General features: G+C 56.5%; 23 protein-coding genes. 7 read left to right on the top strand and 16 right to left on the bottom strand.

The window, feature by feature from the left end; all coding sequences use genetic code 11:
* Positions 1-18 precede the first annotated feature (18 nt).
* The 3 genes from A4E19_10890 to A4E19_10880 form a co-directional block, all read right to left on the bottom strand.
* Positions 19-2,262, bottom strand: coding sequence for a sulfate transporter (locus A4E19_10890; GenBank protein OQW30057.1), 2,244 nt, complete (start codon positions 2,260-2,262; stop codon positions 19-21).
* Between the two features lie 102 nt (positions 2,263-2,364).
* Positions 2,365-2,976 carry a hypothetical protein gene (locus tag A4E19_10885; GenBank protein ID OQW30056.1) on the bottom strand — a complete coding sequence of 204 codons (612 nt, stop codon included), beginning with the start codon at positions 2,974-2,976 and terminating at the stop codon, positions 2,365-2,367.
* Positions 2,977-3,157: 181 nt separating this feature from the next.
* Positions 3,158-3,484, bottom strand: coding sequence for a hypothetical protein (locus A4E19_10880; GenBank protein OQW30055.1), 327 nt, complete (start codon positions 3,482-3,484; stop codon positions 3,158-3,160).
* Positions 3,485-4,135: 651 nt separating this feature from the next.
* Here A4E19_10880 and A4E19_10875 point away from each other — a divergent pair.
* From A4E19_10875 to A4E19_10865, 3 genes are all read left to right on the top strand, one after another.
* A complete protein-coding gene (locus A4E19_10875; GenBank protein ID OQW30114.1) occupies positions 4,136-6,757 on the top strand; it encodes a pyruvate dehydrogenase (acetyl-transferring), homodimeric type in 2,622 nt (873 codons plus the stop codon).
* A gap of 21 nt (positions 6,758-6,778) precedes the next feature.
* Positions 6,779-8,134, top strand: a complete 1,356-nt coding sequence (locus A4E19_10870; GenBank protein ID OQW30054.1) for a hypothetical protein — start codon at positions 6,779-6,781, stop codon at positions 8,132-8,134.
* Positions 8,135-8,254: 120 nt separating this feature from the next.
* A complete protein-coding gene (locus tag A4E19_10865) occupies positions 8,255-9,667 on the top strand; it encodes a dihydrolipoyl dehydrogenase (protein ID OQW30053.1) in 1,413 nt (470 codons plus the stop codon).
* Positions 9,668-9,690: 23 nt separating this feature from the next.
* Here the strand turns inward: A4E19_10865 and A4E19_10860 are convergent, their stop codons facing one another.
* The 3 genes from A4E19_10860 to A4E19_10850 form a co-directional block, all read right to left on the bottom strand.
* Positions 9,691-10,647: a hypothetical protein gene (locus tag A4E19_10860; protein ID OQW30052.1), complete on the bottom strand. Its 957-nt coding sequence runs from the start codon at positions 10,645-10,647 to the stop codon at positions 9,691-9,693.
* Positions 10,648-10,771: 124 nt separating this feature from the next.
* Positions 10,772-11,665 (bottom strand): mechanosensitive ion channel protein MscS, encoded by an 894-nt coding sequence (locus tag A4E19_10855; protein OQW30051.1) that lies wholly within the window; start codon positions 11,663-11,665, stop codon positions 10,772-10,774.
* A gap of 156 nt (positions 11,666-11,821) precedes the next feature.
* Positions 11,822-12,187, bottom strand: a complete 366-nt coding sequence (locus tag A4E19_10850) for a hypothetical protein (GenBank protein OQW30050.1) — start codon at positions 12,185-12,187, stop codon at positions 11,822-11,824.
* Between the two features lie 51 nt (positions 12,188-12,238).
* Here A4E19_10850 and A4E19_10845 point away from each other — a divergent pair, with 51 nt between their 5' ends.
* Complete coding sequence (locus tag A4E19_10845) at positions 12,239-12,469, top strand: hypothetical protein (protein OQW30049.1); 231 nt, start codon at positions 12,239-12,241, stop codon at positions 12,467-12,469.
* Positions 12,470-12,677: 208 nt separating this feature from the next.
* On the opposite strand, the gene A4E19_10840 is transcribed toward A4E19_10845, so the two are convergent.
* The 9 genes from A4E19_10840 to A4E19_10800 all read right to left on the bottom strand — a co-directional run bounded on the left by A4E19_10840 (position 12,678) and on the right by A4E19_10800 (position 18,985).
* Positions 12,678-13,019 carry a hypothetical protein gene (locus tag A4E19_10840; GenBank protein OQW30048.1) on the bottom strand — a complete coding sequence of 114 codons (342 nt, stop codon included), beginning with the start codon at positions 13,017-13,019 and terminating at the stop codon, positions 12,678-12,680.
* Between the two features lie 213 nt (positions 13,020-13,232).
* Complete coding sequence (locus A4E19_10835; GenBank protein ID OQW30047.1) at positions 13,233-13,496, bottom strand: hypothetical protein; 264 nt, start codon at positions 13,494-13,496, stop codon at positions 13,233-13,235.
* Positions 13,497-13,567: 71 nt separating this feature from the next.
* Positions 13,568-14,035: a hypothetical protein gene (locus tag A4E19_10830; GenBank protein ID OQW30046.1), complete on the bottom strand. Its 468-nt coding sequence runs from the start codon at positions 14,033-14,035 to the stop codon at positions 13,568-13,570.
* 69 nt (positions 14,036-14,104) lie between these two features.
* The gene (locus tag A4E19_10825; protein OQW30045.1) at positions 14,105-14,464 is read right to left on the bottom strand and encodes a hypothetical protein; all 360 of its coding nucleotides are present in this window, start codon (positions 14,462-14,464) and stop codon (positions 14,105-14,107) included.
* Positions 14,465-14,623: 159 nt separating this feature from the next.
* Positions 14,624-14,905: a hypothetical protein gene (locus A4E19_10820; GenBank protein OQW30044.1), complete on the bottom strand. Its 282-nt coding sequence runs from the start codon at positions 14,903-14,905 to the stop codon at positions 14,624-14,626.
* A 1,081-nt stretch (positions 14,906-15,986) separates the two neighbouring features.
* Positions 15,987-16,349: a hypothetical protein gene (locus A4E19_10815; GenBank protein OQW30043.1), complete on the bottom strand. Its 363-nt coding sequence runs from the start codon at positions 16,347-16,349 to the stop codon at positions 15,987-15,989.
* 56 nt (positions 16,350-16,405) lie between these two features.
* Positions 16,406-17,176, bottom strand: coding sequence for a hypothetical protein (locus tag A4E19_10810; GenBank protein ID OQW30042.1), 771 nt, complete (start codon positions 17,174-17,176; stop codon positions 16,406-16,408).
* A gap of 37 nt (positions 17,177-17,213) precedes the next feature.
* Positions 17,214-17,594 (bottom strand): hypothetical protein, encoded by a 381-nt coding sequence (locus A4E19_10805; GenBank protein OQW30041.1) that lies wholly within the window; start codon positions 17,592-17,594, stop codon positions 17,214-17,216.
* A gap of 35 nt (positions 17,595-17,629) precedes the next feature.
* Positions 17,630-18,985, bottom strand: coding sequence for a hypothetical protein (locus tag A4E19_10800; protein OQW30040.1), 1,356 nt, complete (start codon positions 18,983-18,985; stop codon positions 17,630-17,632).
* 90 nt (positions 18,986-19,075) lie between these two features.
* Between A4E19_10800 and A4E19_10795 the strand changes: the two genes are divergently transcribed.
* Complete coding sequence (locus tag A4E19_10795; GenBank protein ID OQW30039.1) at positions 19,076-19,801, top strand: NAD-dependent deacylase; 726 nt, start codon at positions 19,076-19,078, stop codon at positions 19,799-19,801.
* On the opposite strand, the gene A4E19_10790 is transcribed toward A4E19_10795, so the two are convergent.
* Positions 19,790-20,515: a hypothetical protein gene (locus A4E19_10790; protein OQW30038.1), complete on the bottom strand. Its 726-nt coding sequence runs from the start codon at positions 20,513-20,515 to the stop codon at positions 19,790-19,792. The genes A4E19_10795 and A4E19_10790 overlap by 12 nt on opposite strands.
* 142 nt (positions 20,516-20,657) lie before the next feature.
* On the opposite strand from A4E19_10790, the gene A4E19_10785 reads away from it, so the two are divergent.
* Both A4E19_10785 and A4E19_10780 read left to right on the top strand, forming a co-directional pair.
* The gene (locus A4E19_10785) at positions 20,658-21,800 is read left to right on the top strand and encodes a hypothetical protein (protein ID OQW30037.1); all 1,143 of its coding nucleotides are present in this window, start codon (positions 20,658-20,660) and stop codon (positions 21,798-21,800) included.
* Positions 21,801-22,191: 391 nt separating this feature from the next.
* Positions 22,192-24,933, top strand: a complete 2,742-nt coding sequence (locus tag A4E19_10780) for a valine--tRNA ligase (GenBank protein OQW30113.1) — start codon at positions 22,192-22,194, stop codon at positions 24,931-24,933.

Genomic DNA, 24,933 nt, shown 5'->3' with positions numbered 1-24,933 from the left:
CTCTCGCCGGTGGTTTCGTCATTCACCCCCTGGTTCGTCTGGCAAAAACCTGATGTCTCCGGTGGTGACATCGTACATCGCACCAACGATCTCGATCCGTCCTTGTGTGACGAGACAGGCGAGCGTGTTGCTCTGCGTGTGCAGCTGCTCAACGACACGCACGACATTGTAACGGGCTACGACATCGACCAGTGTTCCTCTCTCACCGGCAGGTTGTTCTTGCAAAACCCGATAGGTCGCTTGGTCCACCGATTGCTGGAGGTCGTTGATGATGTAATGGAAATGTTCGCACCCTGTTGCGTCGCCGGCCGTTTGACCTGCTTCAAGGAGGTTGATCGCTGTACCGACAGTAGCGCATCTCGTGTGCCCCATGACAAGAATGAGTTTTGCGCCGGCCACGGCACATCCATATTCCGCACTGGCGATGACTTTTCGACCCGAGATATTCCCGGCAATACGGATACTACAGATGTCGCCCATACCGAGATCAAAAACCCGCTCGGCCGGAGTTGGCGAATCAATGCAGCTGAGGACGACGGCTAACGGGTGCTGGGCTTCGGCCGTCGCGCGGACTTGCCGGTTAAAGTCGCGGGTGAGGCGCCTTCCGGTACGGACACGCTCATGGCCGTCTCTTAGGATTTGAAGGACTTGCTGGGGCGTGATGGTTGCTTGCAGCTCGCGGGTCGAATAATCGACATACTGTATCCGGTCTTCAAAGTTGTACTCACTTTGAAACCCAAGAAGACTCACCTCGACACCGTGAGCCGGGCCGGCTTGTTCCTCGAAGTCCCGAATCAAGTCCAGCACGTCCGGATCAATGTAGTCTGTGTTTCGAGCATCGAGCAACACCTGGCCGTTGTGTGGCACCTCCTCTAGAGCTTTCGAAAGGGCGGCACGGTTCAAGAAACTTACTTGATTGGCCAATTCAATATGGACCACTTCGCCGCCGAGATGCTTTTCAACAAAACGACGCACTGGCCGCCGCATATTACTGTTGAGAATAAACGCGATAGCGACGGTGAGGCCGATCACGATGCCAATTAAGAGATCGGTGAGCACAATCGCCGCGACCGTTGCTGCAAAAGGAATGAACTGGTAGCGGCCTTCACTCCACATTTGCTTGATGAGGGCCGGACTCGCCAGTTTGATGCCGGTCATCAGGAGAATAGCTCCAAGAGCGGACAGTGGGATCGTATTGAGCCAGACCGGAATCAGCGGAACGCTCACAAGCAGCAATGTGCCGTGTATGATCGTAGCCAGCTTTGTTTTACCACCGGCATTGACATTGACGGAGCTACGGATGATGACCGACGTCACCGGGAGCCCTCCCATGAATCCACTTGCGACGTTCCCGATGCCTTGGGCCAGGAGTTCTTGGCTTGGCGGTGATGTGCGTTGTTGGGGATCGAGCCGATCGACAGCCTTCAGATTAAGCAAGGTTTCCAGCGATGCCACGATGGCCAGAGTCATTCCGGCGATATAGATGGCAGGATTGGTCCACTGCGAGAAGTCTGGACGTGGAAGCATTCCAAAGAGCTCGCCCAAACCGCTAGTCACGGGTACCTGAACCAGGTGACTCGGCTGGATGAGCCATGGCTGGCCGAGTTGCTCGAACCACAAACTCGCTCCGATACCGAATAGGACTACGGCAACGGGAGCGGGAAAGAGCGATGTTTTCAACGGTTTCCAGGTGTCCCAGAGTACCAGCATGGCTACAGACACCAGACCGACGAGAGTGGCGCCCAGTTGAAAATCTCCGAACATGCTGAAGAGTTCGGAAAACGTCGTTTCAAGGTCCGGCTGAAAGAAGGACATTTCTCCTTCCGGATCAGGATCATGCCCGAGAAGATGCGGAATTTGTTTGAGGATGATGATGACGCCGATCGCAGCCAACAGTCCTTTGATCACACTGGTTGGGAAGAACGCAGCGATGAACCCTCCCTTCGCGATGCCCAAGCCAATTTGTAGGACCCCGGCCAGGATCACAGCCATCAGGAAGGCTGAGAATGAACCGAGTGAGGAGATCTGCGCGGCCACGACCGCCGATAAACCGGCAGCCGGACCGCTCACGCTGGTGTGCGATCCACTGAACACTCCCACCAAGAGGCCGCCGACAATACCTGCTATTAACCCCGACAGCAATGGAGCACCTGAAGCTAAGGCAATCCCGAGGCATAAGGGCAACGCTACAAGAAAAACAACGACGCCAGATTTGATATCGGCGAGCACCCTCACTGGAGATGTGCCGTTCTCTGACAACATCCAGAACCCCCTTGTTCGAAAAGCTTGCCTGCCAGTTGGCCATGAAACTCCACCGTATCAATAACGAGGAGACGTTCTCGGCCGATTCTCCATACGGCGGACTCAGTACACTCGATCGAACCGCTTTTCGTTCAGCCCTAACTTGACTGAGCGAGTCACAGGTGATTCCAATTGAGCCATGTTAGTCGGACACCGTTCCCCTTCCACAATCCGCTCACGATCTTCGACGGCACGCTCATGTCCACTGAGCACATGGCGTGTAATCCGCCCGGCAAGGAATCCCGGCTCCACCCGGAACTCCGAGGTCCCCAACGAGGTACATTCTTGCGGCCGAATTTCGAACGCGGTCGGAAGCTCGGTGTGCCAGTCCCCTCTGGAACTGTCGAAAACGATTCTTGTGACGCGATAGGAGCCCGCCGGAAGCTTGACTGCAAAAGACCCATCTAGAGGCAGACGAACGATCAGTGACCGCTTTCCACGCGTGACGTCTTCAATCCACCATCTCATGTCGGTTGACCACTTGAGTTCCGATAGCCGGCGCTGGTCCTCGGCACTGAGGCGATGTGCACCAAGCAGCAGCCCGTGACCTTCATCGATCGCCTCAGTATGGAAGTGCGACACCGGAACCACCCTCGACGCGCAGCCGATCGACATACCGACCATCGACAGCGAAACCCCCGTCAGATACACAATGTGAAATAATAAACGCTTCATCCTGCTCTCCTTTCTGCAACGACCAGTCAGGAGCATATGGATTGTTCACGGCATGCAAATCCCAATGAGCCCATTCTTGGCCGTGATCGGATTCGAACGACATCACGTCCGGCATGGGGGAGCGTCGGGCACCTAAGGTACTCACGCGATGCACCGGACGTGGCGGAACCTCAAGGAACGGTCAGAGGAGGACGGGAGAAGGGGGACGGAACACTGACGTGAGGAACACCGGAAGATGACGCACGGGACAGAGCTCGGTAAGCACGTGCAACAAACGGGACCGCTCCGGATCAGGCGACGGTGAAACAGCGGAAAAATCTTCAGAAATCAGCTCCGATTCTGTGAGCATATCCGAGTTCAACAGATCAAGCAGTGTGAACGGCGCTCCGAGCATTTGCAACACCACACAGACACAGAGGAGCGAGACCATACACGCGACACTCCACATATGGCATGACAATCCGGAGGCCCATCGGTTCATCTGAATCATATGAATCATATAGCACATGAAGAATCCTCTGTCATAGGTGGGAAAAATTTCACTCACCGGACAGCACCGACATCATCCACCATACGTCTACCCCTGCACCCCTGGTTGGTTCTTCACCCACTCTGGCTATTGCCTACCACCATTCACGCCCTGGACGGATCGGAGCCGATCGTACTACTCGGGGAACGGCAAGGTTCCAAAATCGTCATAAGCACGTGCCGTGCTTCCTTTGTGTCAACCGATAAGGTGAACCGAGGACACCTGATGCTGTAAGGTCTGTCTTCGTAAGCTGTGTCCGGGAGTTTCTTCGGAACCAAGCGTCGGGATTGACGCATTCCGGCCGGTCGTTTCGTTGACCCATTCATGGGCTGCTCACAGCGCCATGTTCTGAGCGGACTACGCGCCGATCACCCCTGGTGGATTCCGATACATGGATAGCACTATAGTGGAATCAGGGACTGTTCCCACTAGGTGAGCTTCTAGGTTCGCGAGTTGGCCATGACTTTATGGATCGTCCCTTTGGTGGGAATTTCCTAGTCGCTGATCAGCGCCATAGTCACCATAGTGGCGCTATACAGTGACACTAATTGCTGAGGTGCATCAGTGGATGACGACCATCGCACTCAACGAACACGGACCGATGCCGACCCCCAGGAAACCCAAGAATGGATGGACTCCATCGAGTATGTGATCGAGAAGAAGGGTGCTGAGCGCGCCGCCTACCTCTTCGAGCGACTCCGTGACCGGCTCGGCCAACGAGGGGTACGCATTCCCACTCCGGTCAATACGCCGTACGTCAATACGATCCCGGCCTCTCAAGAACCACCTTATCCCGGCAACCTTGAGCTTGAGCGACGTATTCGCAGCCTCGTCCGCTGGAATGCCATGGCGATGGTCGTCAAGGCCAACAAAGAACATCCCGGCATCGGCGGTCATATTTCGACGTACGCCTCGGCGGCGACTTTATATGAAGTCGCCTTCAATCATTTTCTGCACGGTAAAGATTCGCCGCAGGGCGGCGATCACTTGTATGTCCAGGGACATGCTGTGCCCGGTGTTTATGCACGGAGCTATGTCGAGGGCCGTTTCTCGGAAGAGATGCTCCATCGTTTCCGTCGCGAGACGGCGGACGACGGAAAAGGCTTGTCATCCTATCCCCATCCCTGGCTGATGCCGGATTATTGGGAATTTCCCACGGTTTCAATGGGCCTGGGCCCTCTCATGTCGATCTACCAAGCCCGCTTCAATCGCTATCTACAGGACCGCGGGCTGAAAGAGACAAATCGACAGCGCGTCTGGGCCTTCATCGGAGACGGTGAAATGGACGAGCCGGAAAGTGTCGCCGCCCTGACGCTCGCGGCTCGCGAGCAGCTGGACAATCTGACCTGGGTCGTCAACTGTAATCTCCAGCGTCTCGACGGCCCGGTTCGTGGCAACGGCAAGATCATCCAAGAATTGGAGGCCATATTTCGTGGCGCGGGTTGGAACGTCATCAAGGTCATTTGGGGCAGCGACTGGGATCGTTTGCTCGCGCAAGACGATGAAGGCCTGCTGGTGAAGCGGATGGACGAGGTGGTCGACGGTTGGTACCAGAAGTACACGGTGGAAGGCGGCGCATTCACTCGGAAACACTTCTTCGGCGCCGATCCTCGACTGCTCCAAATGGTGGCGTCCTATTCCGACGAGCAGATCCATAAGTTGATGCGAGGCGGGCACGATCCACGAAAGGTGTATGCCGCCTACAAGGCTGCCGTGGAGCACCGAGGCCAACCGACGGTGATCCTCGCAAAAACGGTCAAAGGGTACGGATTGGGCGAGGCAGGCGAAGGGCGCAACATCACCCATCAGCAAAAAAAGATGAACGAGCAAGAGTTACGTGAGTTCCGCACGAGATTCAGTGTGCCGGTGTCCGATGAACAACTCGCCTCCACGCCGTTTTTTCGACCACCGGCCGACAGCCTTGAAGCCACGTACCTCGCCGAGCGCATGAAAGCCCTGGGCGGCCCCCTCCCGAAGCGCCGTGTGTCGGTGGAACCTCTGCACATCCCGGGTCTCGATGAGTTTAAGGAGTTCCTGGAAGGATCCGGCGACCGCCCTGTCTCGACCACGATGGGCTTCGCTCGCATGCTGGGCCGCCTTTTAGGGATGAAGCCTTTCGGGAAACACCTGGTTCCGATCATTCCCGACGAAGCCAGGACGTTCGGCCTGGAGGCGCTCTTTCGGCAATACGGCATTTACTCGCACATCGGACAACTCTATGAACCGGTTGACAAAAGCTCACTCCTCTATTACTTCGAATCGACGAACGGACAGATTCTTGAGGAGGGCATTACCGAGGCCGGCGCAATGGCCTCCTTCATCGCCGCCGGCACGGCGTACGCGACACATGGGCTCAACACGATTCCTTTGTACATCTATTATTCGATGTTTGGATTCCAACGAGTCGGAGATTTGATCTGGGCCGCCTCGGACATGCGCGCCCGAGGCTTTCTGTTGGGAGCCACGGCCGGACGCACAACGTTGGAGGGCGAAGGCTTGCAACACCAGGACGGACACAGTCATGTGCTGTGCAGCGGATATCCGTCGATGGCCGCCTACGATCCGGCGTTTATGTTCGAGCTTGCCGTCATTATGCAGGACGGGCTCACGCGCATGTACCAGAACCAGGAAGAACGGTTGTACTACATTACGCTTTACAACGAACCGTATCCGATGCCGGCCATGCCGGCTGATGCAGCGGAGGGCATCCTTGAAGGGATGTATCTCTTTCGTCCGGCGCCGGATGGGGCGCGACACCGGGCACAGTTGTTGGCAAGTGGACCGCTCGTCAACGAAGCACTGAAGGCACAAGATCTCCTGCGAGACCGTTACGACGTCGCCGCGGACGTATGGAGCGTGACGAGTTATAAGAAGCTACGGATGCGGACGCTCGACGCCGAGCGATGGAACCTGTGGCACCCGGAGGAACCGCCTCGGAAGAGTTATCTTCAGGAAAAAGTGGAACACTTTGATGGTCCTTGTATCGCGGTAAGCGACTACGTCCGGCTGGTCAGTCAGCAGATTGCTCCATGGATTCCGGATGGTCTCTTCGCGCTCGGGACGGACGGATTCGGCCGGAGTGATACGCGCAAGGCCCTGCGCCGGTTCTTCGAAATCGACGCGGAGCACCTGGTCGTGTCCGCGCTTTATGCCCTCCATCGCCACAACGGAACGATCGCGGCACAGACCGTCAGCCGAGCCGCCAAGGATCTCGGTCTCCGAACCGACGATCAGGCACCGTGGCACAGATGACCGTATAAGAGGTCACTCTCGATGAAAGTGGAATTGCCGTTCCTCGCAGAAGGGATCGACGGTGGTGATGTGGTCCTTGTGCTGGTCCATGAGGGCGACCAGATCAGCGAAGGTCAATCACTGATCGAGTTGGAAACCGACAAGGCGACCGTGCCTGTGCCGGCACCGGTGAGTGGACGAGTCGCGCGTCTACTTGTCCATAAGGGTGATCACGTGCGCGTCGGTGATGCGCTGATTGAATTGGATGATCGGCAGAGTGCGGAACAGCACCCTATCGCATTAGAGTCGGAGAAACCGGCTCTTGCACCCGCTCCACAACCTTCACCCTTGAGAGAAACGGCACAGGTGAAAGAGAGCGAACCACGAGACCAGGCAAAAGACGCGCCTGCAACCACCGCTATGCAAGAAAACCAACAAGTGTTGCCGGAGCCGACCCAGGTCGAACCATCACCACCTACTTCTCAGTCTCAAGGTCACCTCATCGCTGCTGCCCCATCCGTACGCAGGCTGGCTCGCGAATTGGGCGTGGATCTGACACAGGTGAAAGGCTCCGAGGCCGGAGGTCGGATTACGGCCGAGGACGTGAAGGCCTTTGTTCGTGAACGGACGAGACAGAGCGGCGCTCCGTCTGCCGCAGGCACTTCCGAACCAGGTCACATCGTCACCACCCTGTACGGAAACGAGCGACGCGAACCGCTCCCGTCACTTCGACGGAAGATCGCGGCCAACATGACGCAGTCTTGGACGACCGTTCCTCACGTCCATCAATTTCAGGATGCCGACATTACCGATCTCATGGTTCTGCATAAGCGGTATGCACCCGAGTTCAAGACGCGAGGCGCGACACTGACGCTCACGAGCCTCATCATCAAAGCCGTGGTCCATGCGCTGAAGCGCTATCCGCAATTGAACGCGGCGCTCGATCTCACCAGCGGGGAAGTCATCTACAAAGAGTATTACAATATCGGCGTGGCAGTAGACACTCCGGCAGGATTGATCGTCCCAGTCCTGCATGACGCCGATCACAAGGATCTGTTTCAAATTTCAGTGGAGCTTGCGGAGCTGGCCGAGCGCACGCGCAAGCGAGTGGTGACACTCGAAGAGCTGCGAGGGGCCACATTTACCGTCAGTAACATGGGAGGGCTCGGGGCCGGCCCGTTCACACCGATTATCAATCCACCTCAAGTCGGCATCTTGGGTGTCGGAAAAGCTTGCATGACTCCGGTCTATCGTGACGGACAATTCGTGCCACGGCGGATTCTACGACTCTGCGTCGCCTACGATCATCGGCTGGTTGATGGGGCGATCGGTGCCCGCTTTACCAACGAACTTGCCAAGGCGCTGGAAGACTTTCAAGCCACGTTTTTGGGACTCTGAAAACAGTTTCTGTTTGCGCGTTACGAATGTTGAGAGGTGAAAATTGGGAGACTTTTTTCAGCGTTCCAGACAACCCGAACCACGAAACTTAAAACGGAAACTTAGCGAAGCGAGGACTTCATGCCTGACTCACGCTACGACGTTGCCGTGATCGGCGCAGGACCCGGTGGGTATGCGGCGGCCTTTCACGCTGCAGATCTCGGCCTGCGCACCGCGTTGATCGATCAAGAGCCGCAGCTCGGAGGGGTTTGCCTTTTGCGTGGCTGTATTCCCTCGAAGGCCTTACTGCACGTGGCTAAGTTGCTCACCGATGCCGAGGAGGCGAACAGTTGGGGGATTCGTTTTGGAGAACCGCAGATCGACCTCGAAGTGCTTCGTGATCGGACTAAAGCCGTTATCGGCAAATTGACGAAGGGTGTACAGACGTTGGCAAAGAGCCGCACGGTTGATGTGTATCAGGCACGGGCGACCTTCACGAATCCGACGACGCTGGCGTTGTCCGGGCCTGATGGAACACGAACACTTTCGTGCGCTCACACCATCCTCGCCACCGGCTCGCGTCCCGCCATCCCGGAATTTCTCAGGCTCGATGATCCTCGTGTGATGGATTCCACCGGGGCGCTCGACTTGCCCGATATTCCCACCCGCTTACTGGTCGTGGGCGGGGGATACATCGGGTTGGAAATGGGCACCGTGTATCACGCATTGGGATCAGAGGTGACCGTCGTGGAGATGCTGCCACGCCTGCTCAGCGGCGCCGATGCTGACCTCGTGAGACCGCTGCAGCAACGCCTGCAGCGTCGGTTCAAGGCGATACAGCTGAATACGAAGGTGGACAAATTGGAGCTTCGTCAAGACGGTATCGCAGCCACGGTGACGGGCTCCGATGGAACCACCACGGAAATCTTCGATCGCGTGCTGGTCGCCGTGGGACGTCGGGCCAACACGGAGCAGCTCGGGCTCGAACACACCAAAGTTGCGATATCAGACAGAGGCTTCGTGCAAGTTGATCGCCACATGCGCACGGCAGAGCCCACCATCTTTGCGATCGGCGACGTCATCGGAGAACCGATGCTGGCGCACAAGGCGACGCACGAAGGCCTGGTGGCGGCCAGGGTGATCGCAGGGAAACAGGCGGCATTCGAGCCCGCTGCGATACCAGCCGTTGTCTTCACCGACCCCGAAATCGCCTGGTGCGGCCTGACAGAAGAAGCGGCTCACGCGATGAGACGAGCGGTGAAGATCGCGCGCTTTCCCTGGGCGGCTTCAGGTCGAGCCACGACCGTGGGCCGCAATGACGGTCTCACGAAATTGGTGTGCGATGCCGAATCTGGGCGAATCCTCGGTGTGGGGCTCTGCGGTGTCGGCGCAGGAGAACTGATTGCCGAGGGTGTCATGGCGGTCGAGATGGGAGCGGTCGCTGAAGATCTGGCGGCTTCTATCCATCCGCATCCGACCTTGAGCGAAACGGTCATGGAAGCGGCGGAACTCTTCCATGGACAAGCGACACACATCTACACGTCCAAACATTAGTCAACACATGCGCATCGTCACGCTTAGAACTCGCGAATGAGACGAAACCCGATTTCAGGGAGTGTCAAATCCTTGGTCCATCGCACACCGACTCCCCCTTGAATCATCCAGCGCCTGCTGACTTCATAATGGAGTTGCGGCATGACCAGCAAGGAAGCATGGCCGTCGATGACTTGGCCGAGATTCGTTTCGATGCCCGCCACCAGCCGACGTGTTACGTCCGCAAACAGCGTCGCGTTGCTCAACCACTCAGTTCGGCGGTCTGACACACGGCCTCCCAACTCGGTCCTCGGCCCGAACATGCCGAAGACGCTCCAGGTTTCGTTGAACCGAAAACCGGCCAGATAAAGAAACGTGGTCGTCCATAACTTCGGCTGCTGGTCATACTGGACGATGACTTGGGCTCCATGGATGAAGTGGTGCTCCAAAGCCGTGCCGAAGAACACCTGACCAGCGCCCTTATAGGCCTCCACGCGCCCGTTTTCCATCGGCAATTCGAATTCAAGCCCCACGCCATCCCACACATCATACTCGATCTCCGGAGCCCACTCGATGCCTTGCGTATCCTGGCTGCGCCGGACCAGGCCCAAGGGATCCGTCGCATCATCGACCGTCCTCGCCTTCCTTCGGAGTGGGATCAATCCAAGCACGTTCACTTCGCCTTCACCTCGTTTCCCACCTAAGGGTCGTACGAGGTCGAAGATCATCGGCTCGGGGATCCGTGGGCCTCGCGCTTCTCCAGATACCCGCTCAATGGTCTCACCATTACTACGGTTTTCGGTCGTAGGCAATACGCTTAGCACAGGAACGGCACGGATCTGCACCGATGAAAAGATGGTGTTTCGCACGGGAGTGACCCCCTCTTCAACGAGACGCGGCGGCTCCGGAGGTCCGATAGTCACAGCTTGAGCAAGAGGAGGAAAGAAGGCGGCAATGACCAGAACCACATGGCGAACGGCACAGCCGGAGATATGACTCATATGTTACGCAGATCACGGCACAGTCGCTGTTCTAGCGCCAGTGTCACGCCATCGACAGGTTAGTCGACGATACGAAACATGAAAGTACGCTTCGTCGGGCATAGCGGTGCATAAAGGACATACACTATGCAGCTGTTTCGACAAACGTTCTATCAGATGGTTGTCCAGGCTGTCCCCAATAGATCGTCCGATGAGGGAACGGAATCTCGATCCCCTTGGCATCGAACGTGTTCTTGATCCGACGGTTCATCTCCCGCCCGACCCGCCATTGTTGAATGGGCACTGTCTTGATCCGGCATTTTAGGATCACGGCGGATTCGCAGAAGCGGTCGACCCCCAGCATCTCTAGCGGTTCAAGAATGTCCGCCGCATACAGCGGATCGGCTTGGAGCTCCGAGGCAATCTCTTTTAGTACGGCCATCACACGATCCACGTCTTCCCGATACGCCACGCCGATATCGAAGACATAGAACGAGTGGCCCTTCGTCATGTTCTTGACCCGATCCACGATGCCGTTCGGCACGATGTGCACGTTTCCGGCAAGATCCCGCAGTGTGATGGTGCGCAACTTGACCTCTTCAACGAGCCCGCTCACACCGGCCACTTCGACGACGTCCCCCACGCTGATGGAATCTTCCAGCAGAATGAAGAAGCCCGAGATGACGTCTTTGACCAGACTCTGCGCGCCAAAGCCGATGGCCAACCCACCTAAGCCGGCGGCGGCCAGCAATGGTTTGAGGTCGATGTTGATCTCGGACAGGATCATCATCGTTCCGACAGCCAGAATGAGCACGCGGGCGACGTCGCGTATCACCTGGGTAAGCGTGTCGGCCCTCTTACGCTGTGCTGTCCCCGGCAACGCTCCCTCGTAGAGTCGCCGCAGTCGTTTGACGACCTGTCGCGTTATCGTGAGCAGGACCAGCATCGCCATTCCGACGAGCAACACGCGGATTCCTGAATACATCGCCCACTCCGCTGCTCGTTCATTGAGCTGTGTCAACCATGGTTCTTTCATCATGTCTCCTCAATTCTTCTACGGTCATGATTCGATGCGGAGCTGGCCGTCCTCGCGGAGAGCGAGTCCAGCTCCGTCGCTTCAGCGTTCACTCAGACATGGCAGTCCTCTTGTAAAGCTTTCTCAGCGGATATCCGCTTCGCTGTATTCGATCAGGAATCATTTGGCCGAAGAGTCATGAGACTCGCCAAGCACCCGGGTGATCGTCAATCCCTGGACCAGGATCGAAAAGACCACAACGGCGTACGTGATGGTGACGAGAGCGTCACGGGACGCACCCGTCGGCAAGGAGAGAGCCAGCGCAACCGAGATCCCGCCGCGGAGGCCGCCCCAAGTCAGGATCGTCACCGTGCGGGCGCTGAACTCCCGGACGAAACTGAACAGTCGGATTTGGAGTACGACGCTCAGCCAACGTGCCGCAAGCACCATGGGGATGGCCACGAGTCCGGCCATCAAATACGGCTGCTGAAAGTTCAACACCAGCACTTCCAATCCGGTCAGGACGAACAACACCGCATTCAACAACTCTCCAACAGCTCCCGGAAATTATCACGATGCTGCCGCGTCACTTCCGACGTGGTCCACTGGCCGGTTTGCTCATCGGAAACTACAGGCGGCATCGGGACGATCCTGTTGAGTCTGCTCATCGGCTTGCTCGGCTATGATTTGTTCGATTTCGTCGGCTTGCCGCTGCCCTTTCTCTATTGCCTCTTGTTTGGTGCGCTGATCTCGTCCACCGATCCCATCGCACTGCCATCAGCCCGATGGTCATCGGCAAGTTCAGCAGCCGATGGTTCACATAACTGAACAGTGCGGCGAGGCAAATGAGGATCGTGAGCGTGTGGATCAACGCCATGGGAGCCATCTTTCGTCGAGATCAATGTTCATCGCAAGCTCCCCGACCGATCGGTCTCGAAGCACCAGCCCTATTGACGAAAGTGAAAGACCCGGATGTGTTGCCGAGCTTCAGGAAAGGAAGACACAGGGCATGCCGTCACGATTGTTTATATGGCCTTTACTGCCGTTTACCCTTCTTCGCTTTTGATTTTGCTTCTACCACATCGATCACATGACCGGTTTCAGCATCGATGTGGGCTTCCATGACGTGTTTCTCCGGCGTGACAACTTCGACTTCCCAGACCAGCCGGTCGTGTTTCTGTTCCAGCTCGGCTTCGATGACCGTCCCCGGCACCTTTTCTAAGGCTGTCTTGATCGCCTCATCGATCGATACCTTGGTCGCGGCCGCCATTTCGACCTTGTTTGGTTCCCCATAGGCTGAGTCGGTCACGATCATGAATCCGGATGATGCCAACACCAGCGCGCTCAGTGTCATCTCTCGAGAAATCCTTCGGTACATGCATTCCTCCTTACTGCTGCTTTGGAATTCTGACAAAGACCGTCCCGGTGAACCACTCACGAAGGGACCATGACATGCATACTCTAATACTGAACTGATTGACCGAAACAAGCAGGCTTTCCTTCAGCCGACTCCCACGTGCTCCCTAGAGCACGAGTGAGAGTCGGACGGTCGATCCTTCGAGTGCATCCCGCCATTCTTCTGGAACTCTCGTCAGGCCTCCTCTCCTTGCTCGAGAAGCTCGTCGTAACAACGACGATGCCAAATCCCGGAGACGGTCTCCCGTGGAATCCTACCTGCCAGGAATTCCACAACGACATGACCGAAATCAGGGTTCGCCGGAAGTCCGCAATATGTACAAGGCGCATCAGGAAGCGCTTCTGACGATTGTGCGTGACCGTTGTTATTCATATGTCCCGCATAATCAGCTGGATGGAGACAGGGGGTATGCTTCGACCTTTTCGTCATGTGCTCCATCGAGCTGGCCTTAGAGAATCGTCTTTTCTCCTTATCGTTTCGCCGCACACCGCAAATTTGTGACAAGTTCACTATTCTCTCATCGGACGCATCGGCCCCTCACCATCGATTTCCTGTTCAGCCAGGCCTGAGAGCGAGCCGATGGGGAGCAGAGTTGAATGTTGATTGGCGAGGGATGGGATCACCTGGTACTTCAGAATAGAGACCGCTTGCCGGATAAGTTGCACCGCCAAGGCGTTATCCTTTTCGACGGCATTTGATGCTCTGTGCAACAATAGGGACGCGTACTTGAGGGATTGGCTGGGCGTTTCCGTCGAACTAGGCCGATTGTCCTTTTTGATGTTGACCAGCAGGGCCTGATCGTACCGGTGAACGACGGCGTCATCCTGCATGGCACGCACCACAGCCGACGTCGCGAGGCCTGTACCGACCTCGCGATCTGCCGCACACACTCCCTGAAAAAAGAACCAGCAACTTACGACCGATAGCGCGAGTATCGGGGCACGCTTGTTTCTGCACCGGTTCACAATAGATGTCATGTTAAAGCCTTCCTTGAAAGATGCTCATATTCCGGGCGTCAATGCGATGAAGCAGAGAGTCCCGTCTTCTCACATGCCGTCTCTCGAGGCATTACCAGTTCCTCGGCAAGGTGAACTCGGTTCTTTTACACTTCGCCGCACGTGCCGAATCGAAATTGTTTCTCTTATCGGGGGTGAGAGTTGCGGATCCAACAATCTTCGATCACGTTCCATCTTCTTATCGGCGACACAGCCGAAGGGTGAAATACGTTTACCGGCCTCCTCAATTCTAAAAGTGAGCAACGCTTCCTCTGCTGATATCTGCTCCGTCCTGGTCACGACACGCTTATTCACGATGGATTCGTACGCCGCACACGCGCCCGATGCCTCAAGTAATCCGCTCAGCAGGACGACCACCACCGTACTCATGGAAATTCTCGTCACTTTCATGTTTCTTCCTACTTCCTTACATCAAGATGATTTCCTGGCCTCACGAGACACAACAATTCCCCCACCACACACATTGGGTGAGGTGCCGATCACCCGCGCGCAACCGCATCTGAGAAGCACGTGCGCGAGTTCACGACTACATTTTCAAGAGAACGAAGATCAACCCTGTGGGGGATGGAAGACGGAGGTTGAGAAGATCGGAAGGTGAAACGACGGCTGGAATTCCGCATGGAGGCTGGAAGGGCTTGGCGTGCCCGGCTCAGTTGTCATCGGAAGGGAGAAATCTTCAGAGAAAGATTCCGCCGGGGTATCCGAGGTCAGCAGGCCAAGAAGCGTCACTGGTGCTCCAAGCATCTGCGAGACTACGCAAATGCAGACGATCAAAACCAAGATGACCGCTCCTGCTCCTTGAGGCCGAAGCCGGACCGTCTTTTTACCCATACGACTCATTACGACTCATTGCCCGACCATATCCCTCGGCTCAAGCTTGCGGGCAAGCGCACCTGAGACCGCACTTCCCTGAACAACATCCCGGACCCTCCACCTCATGGTCCATTGACGCAACTGATGAACCCTGCACATGAGACAAGTATTGCATCTACTCAATCGACTGAGTTCTTGCGCGATTCCGCGCCTGGATTCAGGCGCGGAAATCATGGATGTCGATCATCCTCTTCCTATTGTTCCAGGTGCGCGACGCTCTGGCTTAGAGAAGATCTTCAGCACCTTGGGACTCTAAGGTCCCTGTAGTCGCATGAAGTCGCGTTTCCAAGAGTGCTGCTCCAACCTAGCCCGCACTGAAGAGAGCAAACACGATGATCGCGAATACAAAGACACCAAAGATGATGTATGAGAGCGCATCGTTCATTCCAGGCATGGCATGTACCTCCATGGTTGACCTGCATAACGCACTATCATGCATGCGGGGTCGGACAACAGATGACTCGTTTCGCCATAGCCATCTAATATTGCTACCAAGCTCTTATTCAACCTTGCATGCATTCGCGAGCGACTGACTTCAGCCAATGGCCTTGACACCGGGACCCCTCCGCTACCATAAGGGTCAGACAGCTCTGTATCTACGTAACTTACGAGACTTACGGGGATGAAAGTTGTGCTTGAGGAGGATGGAAGACCGAAATCAGAAGAATAGGGAGTGAACTCTTAGATTGGTACTCAGTGTCTAGAAAAGGTTGGCCTGTTGTTACTGGGTCAGGCGCCACTGATGGAAGAGAAAAATCTTCGTAGGCAGGTTCCGACAGCATGTCGGATGAAACGAGCACACTTGAAAAAGTCACGGGCGCCCCAAGCATCTGCGCCACGATGCAAAAAGAAAGAAATAGCACCGCCCATGTAGTGCCCATCGCACGCAAGCCAATCATGACCAAATCATACTCCCCCAAGATTCGGTGTGCAAGGTCGATGCAAGGGTACATGTCCGCAGCTTGGCGATAAGTCGGTGTTCGAAATGACTGCCGTCCTGACGGCGTCCTGTGGAAGGCTTGATCGACTCAACGGAGATTTACGACTCCTTCTTTCCTTCTTTCCTTCCTTCCGACCAGGCATAGGCTGCACCAAAAGAGAGACCGGCCACAGCCGATTGGATAAATGCGTTATCCGCATGAACAGCAAGCGCCCACCACAGCATGGCAGCCAAAAGACCGGCCACTGCTCCAAGAACAATTTTGCCCCCTGCAAGCTTCAGCCAGTCGGTAAAGAGGACCCATGCGGCCATGTAGACCACTCCTGCGGCGGCGGCGGCCCATAGATACATGAGATCGCGCTCAAAGAACCAGACTTGGACCACTCCGGCCAACACACCAAGAATGAGGCCCGTGCTCACTCGACTTAAGAGAATCGAATAATGAAACGATGGGTCAGCCAATTCCTTCTCCTTAGATACTGTTCCGCTTCACCGCAGGAAACGGCCACGAGAAGCAGTCAGTACAGCCATACCTGACCTCCGGATCGGAGCGCAAGACCAGCCTGAGGTGTAATCTGCTCCATACCAAACAACCACTGGTGCTCAGGATGCATACAGTACAACCTCACGCTCTCGATGATGGACCTTCCGCTGGAGCCGACCTCTGGCTGAGCTCCAAGAATTTGCTGCCATGCCGAACGCCATCGCGAAGGCCGCACATGGATGGGATCAAACCCGTACCAGGCTGGGTCAAGCTGGAACAACCTGGCGCCGTAGACAGCGGACAACCTGGCCAACCCCTCGTTGACCGACTCCGCCCGATCGAGAATCTGAGTGAGGGAAAGTCGGCATGACGGCGCCAGGATGGACCGAAACACTAGAAATTTGACATTCGAGAGGCGATGAATACTCGCGAGCGGTAGATCGGTGAGAATGATATCGTTCGTCACGGCTCGTAGACGCACCAAGACTTCTTCCACCCATCCCAATGTGTGCTCGACGGAAAAGCCATACAAGATATCATTGCCGACATCCGTCACAAGCCCCCTGGTAGCCATCGGAGGACGGCACTCCAGCTCGGCCCACAAACCCGATTTGAGAATGCTCGGCAACGTACGAAACAGGAATTTACTCGGAGCACCATACGATCGCCCATGGCCGAGCGCCGCCAGCACTTCGATACTGGGTCCCCAGACAGACCGGGCAGTCGAAACAACGGCTTGAAAACCGCGCGTCAGGTTGCTGGCGCCAAGGGCAACCACACGGGCGACATCAGCAGGCATGACCATCCTCACGGCTCCGTCGTCTGGTCTGTCCATGCTGTCCCTATCTGCCGAGTATCTGGCCCCGGCCGTTCGGTTCCAATCTGACGACGATTGTATCGGCTGCCGGTTGACACCGGTATTGCCGTGTGGAGGAATTGCCGTCGGGCAACACCGTGCACTTGGACTCGATATCCTTGATATCACCGGGCTGAAACCTAAATCGCACCGCAACAGTTGCTCCATCAAATCGGTATGTTTCGCGGATGTCATACGAAGATTTTGGAATGACACGCGAGATCCATCCTCGGCTCATCAGCTCAGTCTCTTCCAATTTCTGATAGCTTTCATAGTAGGACTCAAAGGTCTGCAGAGAATCCACCAACCAGACGGCTCCAACAAACACGGCGGCTGCTCCCACGACGCTGATCAAGATTGATTTCATCTCTATGCTATGCGCACGATGTCATACGTGCCCCTTTAGGGCTGCACAGGAGCCGGCGGACAGGTTGTCTGTCTGGTGTCACGCCCCGGTCCTTTCGTGATTTCGACCCGTGCGACACCTTTCACATTGGCGCACAGATCACCCAATCCCGGGGTGATCAGACGGAACGGACCGCCTTTCGAATCAGGCAGCGATGCTCCATCAAGCTCATACACGAGCACTCCATGATCTCTGGCCTGCTGGAGCGTGAGGCAGGCCGAATACTTGCCGTCCGCCGCATGAAATACAACATGATCCGCTTCGATCGCCAACGCCGGAACATCGAGCAGTCCCTTGAGACGAATTCCCCGTCCCTTCATACCACGCATCACGGTCGAGACATCCACATGATGCTCAGCCGGCAAGGAGGCGACCGCCGCACGATCGAGTGAGACGGGTTGAACGACGGCGCCTTCAATCCTGAGCCGGCCCGGGCCGACCCGTTCCTTCTCCGTGATCGTCTTGATCATCGCCGTCAAGGCTTCATTCACTGGGGTCGGAATCCCCAGCTCATGCCCCTTCTTCACGATGAAGCCGTTGAGGTAATCGATTTCCGTCCGCCGCCCAGCCTTCCAATCGTCATACATGGAGGTATGAATATCGCGAATCTCCTGTGTCGCTTTCACCACTCGTTCCGGCATATCCGATGGCAACGGCACTTTTGTCGCAGCCGAGACCGCGGCCACCTCTCCGACGATCTGCCGAATCACGCCCGTCATCTCCGGATGATCGAGCGCTTCGGCGACGTGATCATCGATGAGCACCGTAATCGGGTTGAAGACGCAGTTCCAACACATCTTTTCCCATTTGGTGCGGCGAATGTCCTTCGACAGATGGCACGGAATACCAGCCGAAACGAAGAGGTCCCGGATCCTGAGCAGACGGTCGCTTTCATGCCCCATCAGCTCGCCGAGGGCGACGGCGCCCTTCTTATAATGGTCGATCACGCCGGGCGCGGCGATTTTTGAATAGATGTAGGCGACGCCGCCCACGACACAGTCACGATTGATTCGGGCGATGAGCCGGTCTTCGGTATCGATGCCGTTCTGCAACGTCAAAATCACCGTCTTCTCCGTCAATACAGGTTCGATCTGGTCCATCACGTCGTCGAGATCGTAGGCTTTCACGCCGAGCACGATGAGATCCGGCCGAGGAAGTTGACGCGCATCCGAGGCTGCTTGAGGTCTGACTGTAAACGTTCCCTCCGCACTGCGAATGGTCAATCCCTGTCGTTGCACCGCCGCTAGGGTGCGTGGCCGCAGCAAGAACGACACGTCGAGATTATTCTTGGCCAATCTCGCTCCGAAAAACCCGCCGACTGATCCGGCGCCGACCATCAAAATCTGTTTCATGCGTTCATCCCCGGGTTGCGTGACAAACGGCCGTACTATAGCATGCCGTTGCGAGGCGACGCAGCCTAACCGACGGAAAATGGGAACTCGATGGCCCCCGGATCCGATGTGGGTATTGTGCGACAACAACTCGCCGACGCCCGGAGCATGACCGTGCTCACTGGCGCCGGGATCTCGGCCGACAGCGGTGTACCGACGTTTCGCGGAGCGGACGGATTGTGGAGGAACTTTCGCGCGGAGGACCTGGCGACGCCCGAAGCATTCGAACGGAATCCTCGTCTCGTATGGGAGTGGTACAACTGGCGGCGCGAGTTGATCGCCACCAAACAGCCGAACGATGCTCATAAGGCCCTCGTCGAACTGGAACACCGCAGTGAGAGCTTTTGGTTGATCACACAGAACGTGGACGGACTGCATCGAGACGCCGGCTCAGAGAAGCTTTCCGAGATTCACGGCAACATTTGGAAAGTGCGCTGCATCGGCTGTAGCATGGTGGAAGACAACCGTGACGTGCCGATTTCCATCCTGCCTTCCTGTTCCCGTTGCGGGTCCCTGCTCCGGCCCCATATCGTCTGGTTCGGAGAATCTTTGTGTACCACCGATCTGGATCAATGCACCGAGGCGCTGAAGAGCTGCGATCTGCTGCTCGTCATCGGCACGTCCGGTCTCGTCTATCCAGCTGCGAGCTTCGCTTCCTTGGCCAAAGAAGCCGGCGCTTTCGTCGTTGAAATCAATCTCGATCCCACCCCACAGTCGGCGTTGGTCGACATCTCACTGCGGGGCCGGGCAAAAGATGTCGTGCCGTTACTTCTCTAGCAGTGCTAGCAGCGGGGACACCTCCTCCAAGCTTTTGATGGTCCGCATGTCTCCGCCGGAGTGTTTCCCGTCACGGTCCAAGAGGGCGGCGTGAATCCCGACTTTCATCGCACCCTCCAGGTCGTCTCGCAGACTATCACCGATGTGCAAGGCTTCTTCCGGATCGACGGCGTGCTTTTCCAGCGCGATGTGAAAGATCTGGGGAGCGGGTTTTGCCGCCTGGGCCACGCTCGAGATGGTCACCGTATCAAACACGTCGGCAATCCCGAGTCCGCGCATGACTGTAAAGAGACGGGAATCGAAATTGGAGATAATGCCCAATTCCAGGCCTTGTGTCTTCAGTCGAGTCAGGGTAGCGACCGTTTCAGGAAATAGGCGCCAGGATCGAGGTTCTTCGAACACACGGAACACGTGATCGAAAAACTCGTCGAATCGCTCGAACATGCCCACACGATAAAAGACGTGATGAACGATATCGAACCACCACAGGCGTTCACTCTGTTTGATTCGTACCGGTTCAGTGGCCGCGAACACCGGCGGAGGAGCTTCGCGGAACGCTCGACCGAACGCGTGTTTGATCGCCGCTAAGGAGTCCGGTTTCTGCGCAAAGCCGAATTCCACCGCATGTCGGAGATAGATCTCCGCGACGGACCCGTGCACGCGAAACAGGGTATCGGCGGCGTCGAAAAACACCACTCGTATCGGCGAACTCATGATGGGTCTCCCATGATCTCATTCGTCAAATAGCGGCGTGCCGAAATACATTGTGAATCCAATCACCTATCGATGGTTTTCTTGACAAAGGATACCCCCCTTGCTAGCTTCGAAGAAACTCAAAAGGCAGGGAGCATTGTTCATGGCTTCGCCGATTTTTGTAGTGGACAGCAGCCCGGCGGTAAGACGAATGGTGGAACAAATCTCAACCTCGGAAGGGTTTGAGGTCGTCGGATTCCAGGACGGGCCGGCCGCCCTTGAGGCCGCTCGACAGAATTCACCATTGCTGATCATCGCGGACTACCATCTAGATAACATGACCTTTTCCGGGTTTTGCAAGGAAATCAACAAGCTGGACAATCTGACGGAAACCTATCTTATTTCATTGGTGAACCCGGCTGATCATCCGGATGAAAATCACCTCAGGACGCTCGGCGTCAAAGCATTCCTGAAGAAACCGTTTCAATCCGAAGAGCTTTTGGAGGTCATTAAGTCTCTCCAACAGAAACCTGCGACGAACGGCACGGGTTTCAAACGGCGAGCCTGGCCACCGAGTTCGACGTCAACCGACTCCGATGACGATGAGGTCCTGAACCACCTGTCGGATCGCGACGGCCATGAGGAGCCCATGAACCAGCCCGGCAGTTCGTCCAGTGCGTCAGGAACACAACCAGTCCCTCCAGCGGCACCCGAAGATGCCATGAAGGGGCTCTTCGATCAACTTTTGCAATCGATGATCAAGCGAAGCGAACAGAGCCTTGCCGAGCTGCTCCCTCGCGTAATCGATGAAAAACTGGCAACCCATGTCCGATCAATCGTTCAGAAAGAATTACAAGCACAACTCGGGAACATTCTCTCCCAGGAATACCTCACAACGATCATTCACCCGCTGGTCTCTCAGGCATTGCCCGCTCTCATCAGGAAAGAACTCGAGGCGAGCGAGTCTCTCATCCGGCAAACCGTAACCGACGTGGCCAAAACATCCATCGAGTCGAATGTCGATCGACTGGTGAAGGATCAGGTCGAATCGGGAATCCATCAATACTTGCCCGCAGCCGTGCGGGAACAGGTGGGAGCGGTCGATCAACTGATCAAGGATGAGCTTCAGCGGGCGGTGCTGAAGCAGGCCCCACTGCTGGCCGATGACCTGGTGAGAGCCACAGTTGGACATACCGTCGAACAGGCCGTTCAGCGAATCGTGCCTGACGTGGCCGAGCAGCACATCAAGGCCGAACTGAGACGGCTGGTCGAGACTGAAGAAGCATCACATTCCTCTCAAGCCTAACTTTTCTTGCCTCGCTTGCCTCGTCGAGCCTTGGCCAAGGCTTTCACCCGCTTGACATTCTTCCGGTGTTTCTTGCGCGTTTTCCGATCCTTCTCGCGACCTCGTGCCATGATCCTCCTACGGCGATGTGTGTAAAGACTCTGTGGGCGACTGTATAGCACATGCCTCATAGCGCCACAAGCGGAGACTGCCCACCAGTTTCCTGAACAACATCATCCATGACGAGTCGCACAGAGGCCGGGCAAGGCCTGCGGCTCCATCATGAGTCCAGTCAAAACTGCAGACGCCAGCGAATTGCGCAACGATGGATCGGCGGTTGAAGTAGAAGCACTCATGAATAACGTGGCCTAGACATGCTAAGATGCCTGCCTTACTTTTTGGACGTGATGTCATGACTCCATCTCAACTCGACAAAGCCTATGATCCGAAAGCCGTCGAAACTCGATGGTCGCATGACTGGCTCGCGCGCGGATACTTTCACGCCTCACCAGAACGGCCGGGCCAGCCCTATAGTATTGTCATTCCGCCGCCGAACGTGACAGGCTCGCTCCATGTCGGCCACGCGCTCAACCATTCACTCCAAGACATTCTGATCCGGTGGCGGCGTATGCAGGGGCGTAATACCCTCTGGCTCCCCGGAACCGACCATGCCGGCATTGCCACGCAGAACGTCGTGGAGAAGCAGCTCATGGCCGAAGGTCTGTCGCGGGAGTCGCTGGGACGAGAGCGGTTCGTCGAGCGGGTCTGGCAATGGAAAGCGACGTCGGGCAACACGATCGTCAACCAACAGAAGCAGCTCGGTGAATCCTGCGACTGGGAGCGTTTGCGATTCACGATGGACGAGGGCTTGTCCAAGGCCGTCATCGAGGTCTTCGTGCGTCTGTATGAAGACGGGTTGATCTACCGAGGCGAGCGGCTCATCAATTGGTGTCCACGCTGCTTGACGGCCCTCTCCGACATCGAAGTGGAGCATGAGGAGGTAAAAGGCAAACTCTATCACCTCCGCTATCCGTTGGCGGACGATCCGAATAACGGTTTGATCGTAGCCACGACCCGGCCTGAAACGATGCTGGGCGACACGGCCGTCGCCGTGCATCCGGACGATCCCCGCTACCGCCATCTGATCGGCAAGAAGGTCCGCCTGCCGCTGACGACACGTGAAATTCCCATCGTAGGAGACCGGATCCTGGTCGATCTGGAATTCGGAACCGGTGCCGTCAAGATCACGCCGGCACACGACTTCAACGACTATGAAGCGGGAGAGCGGCACGGACTTCCTCGGCTTGCCGTGCTGGATCATGCCGCGTTGCTCGACGCCGCTGGCATGCAACAGGCGGCGGTTGAGTCATCGATCTTTGAGATGCTTCGCGGCCTCCCAGTCCTCAAAGCACGCCCCAAAGTTGAAACACTCCTGCATGAGCAGGGACTCCTTGAAAAAACCGAAGACCATAAGATGGCCGTGGGGAAATGCTACCGCTGCAAGACCGTCGTGGAGCCGTATCTCTCGCCGCAATGGTTTGTGAGCATCAAGCCGCTGGCCGAGCCGGCAATCAAAGCGGTGGAGGATCGACGCATCCGAATTGTTCCTGAAAGCTGGGTCAACAACTATCTGGGTTGGATGCGCGACATCAAGGATTGGTGTATCTCACGGCAAATCTGGTGGGGTCATCAAATTCCCGCTTGGTACTGTCTGGCATGCAACAGCCGCCAGATCGTCACGACGGACGGTCGCACCACGATCCTACAAGGAGCCGTCCCAATCGTCTCCAAATCGACTCCCGCTCACTGTCCGACCTGTAGCGGCCAACAACTACTCCGCGATCCCGATGTGCTCGATACCTGGTTCTCCTCCGCTCTCTGGCCGTTCACAACGCTCGGCTGGCCGGAGCAGACCCCGGAACTCAAAACCTACTATCCGACTTCCACGTTGGTCACAGGCCTCGACATTCTGTTCTTCTGGGTGGCCCGCATGATCATGATGGGACTCAAGTTCATGGGGGATGTCCCCTTCAAAGACGTCTATATCCATGCCTTGGTCCGCGACGCGGAAGGCCAGAAGATGAGCAAATCAAAGGGCAACGTGATCGATCCGCTGCATGTCATGGATCAATTCGGCACCGACGCCCTTCGGTTCACCCTGGCCTCCATGGCCTCGCCGGGCCGCGATATCAAGCTCGCTGAAGAACGGATCGAGGGGTACCGCAATTTTGCCAACAAGATTTGGAACGCCGCGCGGTTCGCATTGATGTATCTCGACGGCCCACGCACCGCCCTCCCGCCGGTACAACGAACGTTCCCTGATCGGTGGATCTTGAGTCGCCTTGCCGACACGATCCGCACCGTCACGGCGGAGTTGGACTCATACCGATTCGATCGTGCGGCGACCGTCCTCTATCAGTTCATTTGGCGCGAGTACTGCGACTGGTATCTTGAATTGATCAAACCGGTTTTACAAACACCCGATCACCCTGACGCAGCAAGCACAAGGCACTCGCTCGCGGAGACATTGGAAACGACGATGCGGCTGCTGCACCCCTTCATGCCGTTCATCACGGAAGAGATTTGGCAAACGATCCCCCATCAGGGAGAGAGCATCGTCGTCCAAAGCTACCCGATTCCTGATCAGATGTGGACGGCACCTGACGTAGAACAGCGCTTCGCGTTGCTGGAACGAACAGTGGGACTCGTCCGAACCGGTCGTGTCCTCCTGAATTATCCGCCGGGACAGCAGATCCCCTTCCATGTCGGGCACGACGACCAGAATAAGCAGAACCAGCTCCACCAGTTACACCGACACCTGGCCCCCCTCATCCGTGGCACCGCCGAAGTAAGCCGGCCTCGCGATTGGCCGGCGACAAGATTGTTGCGACTCATTACGGAAGGCCTCACGGTCGGTATCGCAGTCGCCGATGACGTCGATCTCAACAAAGCGATTGAGCGCCTGGCGAAGCAACTCACGGAGACCGACAAGGAATTGCAACGGATCGGCGGAAAATTAAAGAATTCCGAATTCGCGTCGAGAGCTCCATCGGAAGTGATTGCCGAGCACCAGGAACGGATGCGAACGCTCTCCCGCGATCGAACCTTGCTGGCCGACAGCGAACAGCAGCTCCGCGTGATGCTCGGAGCCTGA

It is taken from the genome of Nitrospira sp. SG-bin1, from assembly GCA_002083365.1.
In the GTDB taxonomy this organism is placed as follows: Bacteria; Nitrospirota; Nitrospiria; order Nitrospirales; family Nitrospiraceae; genus Nitrospira_D.
Note: the sequence above shows the minus strand (reverse complement) of the source record. Positions and strands in the feature narration are given on the sequence as shown.

Coding starts and splice junctions, on each gene's coding strand:
- A4E19_10800 (OQW30040.1), bottom strand. CDS start 18,985: ATGAAACAGATTTTGATGGTCGGCGCCGGATCAGTCGGCGGGTTTTTC.
- A4E19_10840 (OQW30048.1), bottom strand. CDS start 13,019: ATGTACCGAAGGATTTCTCGAGAGATGACACTGAGCGCGCTGGTGTTG.
- A4E19_10795 (OQW30039.1), top strand. CDS start 19,076: ATGGCCCCCGGATCCGATGTGGGTATTGTGCGACAACAACTCGCCGAC.
- A4E19_10810 (OQW30042.1), bottom strand. CDS start 17,176: ATGGTCATGCCTGCTGATGTCGCCCGTGTGGTTGCCCTTGGCGCCAGC.
- A4E19_10865 (OQW30053.1), top strand. CDS start 8,255: ATGCCTGACTCACGCTACGACGTTGCCGTGATCGGCGCAGGACCCGGT.
- A4E19_10875 (OQW30114.1), top strand. CDS start 4,136: ATGGACTCCATCGAGTATGTGATCGAGAAGAAGGGTGCTGAGCGCGCC.
- A4E19_10825 (OQW30045.1), bottom strand. CDS start 14,464: ATGAAAGTGACGAGAATTTCCATGAGTACGGTGGTGGTCGTCCTGCTG.
- A4E19_10880 (OQW30055.1), bottom strand. CDS start 3,484: ATGTGCTATATGATTCATATGATTCAGATGAACCGATGGGCCTCCGGA.
- A4E19_10855 (OQW30051.1), bottom strand. CDS start 11,665: ATGATGAAAGAACCATGGTTGACACAGCTCAATGAACGAGCAGCGGAG.
- A4E19_10785 (OQW30037.1), top strand. CDS start 20,658: ATGGCTTCGCCGATTTTTGTAGTGGACAGCAGCCCGGCGGTAAGACGA.
- A4E19_10820 (OQW30044.1), bottom strand. CDS start 14,905: ATGGGTAAAAAGACGGTCCGGCTTCGGCCTCAAGGAGCAGGAGCGGTC.
- A4E19_10870 (OQW30054.1), top strand. CDS start 6,779: ATGAAAGTGGAATTGCCGTTCCTCGCAGAAGGGATCGACGGTGGTGAT.
- A4E19_10890 (OQW30057.1), bottom strand. CDS start 2,262: ATGTTGTCAGAGAACGGCACATCTCCAGTGAGGGTGCTCGCCGATATC.
- A4E19_10830 (OQW30046.1), bottom strand. CDS start 14,035: ATGACATCTATTGTGAACCGGTGCAGAAACAAGCGTGCCCCGATACTC.
- A4E19_10835 (OQW30047.1), bottom strand. CDS start 13,496: ATGGAGCACATGACGAAAAGGTCGAAGCATACCCCCTGTCTCCATCCA.
- A4E19_10860 (OQW30052.1), bottom strand. CDS start 10,647: ATGAGTCATATCTCCGGCTGTGCCGTTCGCCATGTGGTTCTGGTCATT.
- A4E19_10805 (OQW30041.1), bottom strand. CDS start 17,594: ATGAAATCAATCTTGATCAGCGTCGTGGGAGCAGCCGCCGTGTTTGTT.
- A4E19_10790 (OQW30038.1), bottom strand. CDS start 20,515: ATGAGTTCGCCGATACGAGTGGTGTTTTTCGACGCCGCCGATACCCTG.
- A4E19_10885 (OQW30056.1), bottom strand. CDS start 2,976: ATGAAGCGTTTATTATTTCACATTGTGTATCTGACGGGGGTTTCGCTG.
- A4E19_10780 (OQW30113.1), top strand. CDS start 22,192: ATGACTCCATCTCAACTCGACAAAGCCTATGATCCGAAAGCCGTCGAA.